Here is a 4,827-nt window from a genome sequence, read left to right as displayed (position 1 = left end):
TTTGATTATTAGCGAACGAGTGCCGGCTCTTCACCATTAGGCTTACGAACAAAATGACACAAAGCCCACAGCACAAACAAAGTCACAGTCAGCTCCCAAGCGCGTAGGAAGGTACTTTTCAACCCTAAATTGCTACTGGTCATGTACAACTGAATCGGCAGCATAGTCGCCAATAACGCATCGGCATGAATGTCTCTGGCTGAACCTTTCGCTTTGGCCATTGATGCGGTGATCATAAAGGCAAATAAACCCAACACTATGGTGTAGTAACCGAATGTAGACTGATGCCCTGCCATCAACAAGGTGAACACCGCGGCTACTGCACAGCCGCCTACTTGAGTTTGAAAACGGCGGTCAACCACGTCGATAAAGCTTTTGTGTGTGGTTTGGGTTGCAGCAGCAATCACTGGCACCATGCAGAACGTTGCAGAGATGATGTCGACAATCATCAAGAATGCCAAACCAAGACCAATCAACGCGAGTGAAATTGCTCTGTTCTCAAATGTGACAGGCTGTTCTTTAAATACAGGAGGCTTGCTTCCTTGCTCAACAGGGAACAGAGCCACCATGGTTTTTGCTACTACCATGGTAATCAACATGGATAACAAAATTTCATGAATACGCATCGGCATATCCATGGTGGTGTGCTGAGCAAACACGACAATCAAAATCCAGTTGAAAGTTGGCATCAACATTTGACCTTTCTTTGCCGGTGTAGTAGCTCGACGACGCATAAAATCGAAGAAGAACAGGCTAATGGTCCACACCACAAACGGATGCTGTGAAAATATCTCAGTCACCACCAGCGCTGTACTTGCAGCCAATAAAGTGGGTGACAAAGTACGGATCAGGCCAAGCCAAGAGTAATCTTTATTCTTGGTCATGATGATGGTTGGATACAACGCCAGATAAACGGGAGAGTCTAGGTTTAGTAGCTTTCCCAACACCATACAAATCGTCACAGTAAGTGCGACGCGCAGCGCTTCATTACGTTGAGACTGACCCTGTGCAGTGTTTTCGAATGTCCACATAGTCATCTCCTACTAATAGATGTAGCGAAATGTTGAAACCAAGTGAATCCAAGCCGAGCCAATAACGTGCATTATTGGGTTACCGCTTTCAACAATCACACTCGCTCGTGAACCTGAGATCATCGAAGGATCCAGTTCGTTAACGGTAATGCGGGTACGTACTTTCTGTTGCTCACGGATCCAACGCGTATCATTAGTCACGCTAGACAGCTTGCCATTGGCATTATTGGTGTCGTAAATCGCACGCTCTTGGCTACTCACTTCACCCGTAAAGACTTTGCCCGGTAGCGCATCAAAAGAGACCAAAACTTCGCGGCCATTAGTAAGCTTATCAATGCCTTTCTCATTGAAGTCTGCACTGATCCACGCATGAGCTTCGTCCACCAGCAGCAATGATGAAGTGCCTTGAGTGATATAACTGCCCGATTGCAATTGTAAGTTGGTCACGACACCTTCCGTTTGCGCGACGACTTGAGTGTGGCCTAAATCCAGTTCCGCACTGGCAAGTTTTGCTTCTGCTAATTCAATGGCCGCTGTGCGGTCTTGGGTCGATAACTCAACCTCAATGCGTTTCACTTCCGCGTTCGCAGCTTCAACCGCACTACTCGCAACTTGTGTATTGGTGATTGCATCATCAAGATCTTGTTCAGTCGCAAGCCCTTTGTTACGCAGTTTTTGGTTACGTGCGAGTTTCTGTTTCGCGTTGTGATATTCGAATTCTCGTTGGCTTTGTGTTTGTTTCGCTGCTGCTAATTGCTGCCATTTCGCTGAGTCAGAATCACGCGCTTGATGCAGTTCGGCTTGCGCTTGTGCCACTTTCAATTGGTAGCTACTGGCATCGATAGCAAATAATGGCTGACCTTTTTCAACCAACTCGCCATTACTAACCATGACATCGGTAATCACACCGGACACTTCTGGCGCAATGGTCGCCACGTTACGATACAAAGTCGCTTGAGTGGTGAAAGGGGAAACATTATCTGAGGTGACTAAAAAAGCGGAGAACAATGCTGCCGCTGAAAAAACAGTGTAAATCGCGTATCTATAAAAATTTTCGTTCATGCTTGTGCCTAGTTTTCATTCGTTATAAAGCGCCGCGCTCACGGCTTATTCGATTCTCTTTTCTACGAAAACTAGGTTATAACCATTTACAATTGGAAAATATAGCCAATAAAAGAAGTATGGATTCCACATTTGGAAAGGTTGATGATTTGTACCGATTTCGCTCAGTGGTTGAGCAAAAAGGTCAGATAAGGGTGTATTGAAACGTTAGAATTCCGTTCATCCCCTTTCCTTCCCTACGCTCAATAAAAGATTGAAGAAGTAAGCCGTACCCAGTTACATTCCATTAGATTACTGAATTTGAACTAGCTTCTTATGGTTAAAATGCCTATTGTACAAACCATAAAATTATAAAGACTCGCGGCCTTTGCCACAGAGACTCTCCATTTAAAGCGAAAAGACTTACTATGAATTTTGATATCAATGCACTGAAACACCACCAACTGGTCGAAGATGGTCAATTAGAAGGGTATTACATTCATCAGCCTGTGCAAGGCAGTCAACCAGATGACAAAGCCGTTTTAGAAGAGCGCCAAGCGCTGGAAAGCCAAGGATATAAGGTGGTTCAGGTTAAAGCGAAAGGCGGAACAACTACGTTTGCCGAGGCTATGCAAGAACTTGCGAAGAAGACAGGCCACCAGCCTAAATAGTAAGTGACTTGGTAAACCAATATGATCATCGAGAAAGCACCCTACCGACTATTGAGTCAGCTGGGTGCTTTTTTATTGACGGCCTTTAACTGACTAATCTTGTTAACTGACCTAAGTTACTGACTCAGCTGACTGAACTTCGGCAAGCTTTTCACAAACTTCTGGTGTACATCCATATAAGTTTGCATATAGATTTCATCGATATTGTCACCACTCGGGAAGCTGGATGAGAAATCTACGTGGTTGCGGTCAATCGACAATTTAGCCGCCTCGACAATATGAGCAATGAACATTCGAGGATCTTCCAAGCCGATAGAGATACGCATTGTCGTCGGTTTGATACCGGCTTCATTGAGCGCTTCATCACTGAGTTCTGAGTGCGTAGTCAGTGCTGGACACAGCGCCACTGTATTGGTTTGCCCTAAACTTACTTGCATGCCGATAGCGGGCTCAAGCATGTCGAAGAACTGTTTGAAGCCATCTCGATTGATTGGCGCACGGTCGCCATTGCCTTCCATATCGATAGTGAAAAGCGCCGCTGGTAGCCCCAAGTACATGTTGTTCTGGCAGTGTTCATAGTTATCACTATCTGGCAAAGCAGGACACGACACATTGATGTCTGGGTGAGCATCAAAGATCTTCGCGAGAGTCAGTGTATTAATCGTTTTTTGCACCACTCGCATCTCATACGTTTTCATACCATTGAGCACTTCAAACGCTTTATCTGCATCTAGGAATGCACCCTTAATGTAGTACACATTCCAAAACAGCGTTTCGTTCCATAGGATTTTGGCCTCATCACCGTTGGGCTTGGTGAAAGTGACCTCCTCTCCTTTTGGCACAAACATAGTCTCATTGCGACCAATCACAACCCCAGCAGTTGTGGTGCCAGAACCCGCCAGTTCTTTGGTGTAGGAGTGAATCACATAATCTGGTCTTTCCATCACATCGTCACGTTTTAGTACTGGGTGCAACAATGGTGTACCCACTGTTGAGTCAACAATCACATCCCAACCACGAGAGTGACCAGCTTTACTGATGCTAGCAACATCCAACACGTATCCATGCGGGTTACACGGTGACTCTAGGTAAACGTAGATTTTCTTACCTGCAGCGATGCGATCTGCGTATTTATCAGCAACCTCATCAAGGCGCGTCGCAAACTCATCACCGGAGTAACCATCCACCCACTCTACCGCGACATTCAGATTAGAAGGTTTTCCAAACCAATCTTCCAACAGCTGGTAAGAACCACCGTAGATATTGCGTGAAGCCAAAACAATGTCTTCATGCCCGAGCAAGTGGCTCAACAACCCATCAATAGCCGCCATACCCGAGTTAAAGTTCCATGCGAGGTATTCGTTGGCTCTAGAGCCTGCCTCGATATCAACCATATGGTTAGCCAGTGAAATCGAGGTTGGGTTAAGCAGTCGAGAATAAATATCGTGCAGCGGTTCTTTACCGTTGAACGCATCTTCAATCCATTCTGTACAGGCAAATAAATAGGTCGCAGTGCGCGTAATAACCGGGCTTGCCGAGAAGATAGCCGCCACATTATCGAAGATAGGATACGCGCCTTTAGACGCAAAGTTGCCATTATTGGTGGCAATGGATTGGTAAGTGGCACGCATCGGGTTTTGCAGGTTATCGAGGATCTTAGCGATCTGGAATGACAGGAAACGTTTGGCGTTAAACCAGGCGATTCGGTCACTCTTGTCGAGTTCTGAAAGTCCATCAACGGTCAATGCCCAAAGGTCGTGAGTCTTGGTATTGGCTTTGTACAGCGTCGTCGCCAGTTCGATAAGCGTGACGCCGTAATCACTGTTTGGATCGATACCAAAGTGCTTTGCTTGCTCAATCGCAAGGGCTTCTGCTTGTTCGTGTTTTGTGGTTTTACGCAGCGGGCTAAGTTGAGTTGAAGTATTCATAATTGCTAAGTCATTCCATGCTTGTTGTTCCTCCTTTAATTTTAGTTTTGGGCAGATGTTAAAAATTGCTATTTGCAAAGTAAGACATACACTTTGAGCAATAATATTGCCAAGCTAAACCCAATATTGATGGAATATGCCAATGGACGAGATCGA

4 protein-coding genes are annotated in these 4,827 nt (G+C 45.5%); 1 reads left to right on the top strand and 3 read right to left on the bottom strand.

Going from position 1 to position 4,827, the window contains the following annotated elements; translation table 11 throughout:
* Positions 1–8 precede the first annotated feature (8 nt).
* Positions 9–1,031 (bottom strand): DUF2955 domain-containing protein, encoded by a 1,023-nt coding sequence (locus tag AB4507_RS21815; protein WP_372183356.1) that lies wholly within the window; start codon positions 1,029–1,031, stop codon positions 9–11.
* Positions 1,032–1,043: 12 nt separating this feature from the next.
* Positions 1,044–2,093 carry an HlyD family secretion protein gene (locus AB4507_RS21810; RefSeq protein ID WP_102428604.1) on the bottom strand — a complete coding sequence of 350 codons (1,050 nt, stop codon included), beginning with the start codon at positions 2,091–2,093 and terminating at the stop codon, positions 1,044–1,046.
* 407 nt (positions 2,094–2,500) lie between these two features.
* Here AB4507_RS21810 and AB4507_RS21805 point away from each other — a divergent pair, with 407 nt between their 5' ends.
* Positions 2,501–2,743, top strand: coding sequence for a hypothetical protein (locus AB4507_RS21805; RefSeq protein WP_017059085.1), 243 nt, complete (start codon positions 2,501–2,503; stop codon positions 2,741–2,743).
* Positions 2,744–2,859: 116 nt separating this feature from the next.
* Here AB4507_RS21805 and AB4507_RS21800 read toward each other — a convergent pair whose 3' ends face one another.
* Positions 2,860–4,671 carry a PLP-dependent transferase gene (locus tag AB4507_RS21800; protein WP_017065908.1) on the bottom strand — a complete coding sequence of 604 codons (1,812 nt, stop codon included), beginning with the start codon at positions 4,669–4,671 and terminating at the stop codon, positions 2,860–2,862.
* Between the last annotated feature and the right edge of the window lie 156 nt (positions 4,672–4,827).

Origin of the sequence: Vibrio sp. 10N.222.54.A3 (genome assembly GCF_041474095.1) — a bacterium.
Classification (GTDB): domain Bacteria; phylum Pseudomonadota; class Gammaproteobacteria; order Enterobacterales; family Vibrionaceae; genus Vibrio; species Vibrio crassostreae_C.
The sequence above is the reverse complement of the archived record's forward strand: the minus strand, read 5'-3'. Positions and strand labels throughout refer to the sequence as shown.

What these genes read in the sequence shown, in the direction of transcription:
- AB4507_RS21815 (WP_372183356.1), bottom strand. Translation starts at nt 1,031, where the DNA reads ATGTGGACATTCGAAAACACTGCACAGGGTCAGTCTCAACGTAATGAA.
- AB4507_RS21810 (WP_102428604.1), bottom strand. Translation starts at nt 2,093, where the DNA reads ATGAACGAAAATTTTTATAGATACGCGATTTACACTGTTTTTTCAGCG.
- AB4507_RS21805 (WP_017059085.1), top strand. Translation starts at nt 2,501, where the DNA reads ATGAATTTTGATATCAATGCACTGAAACACCACCAACTGGTCGAAGAT.
- AB4507_RS21800 (WP_017065908.1), bottom strand. Translation starts at nt 4,671, where the DNA reads ATGAATACTTCAACTCAACTTAGCCCGCTGCGTAAAACCACAAAACAC.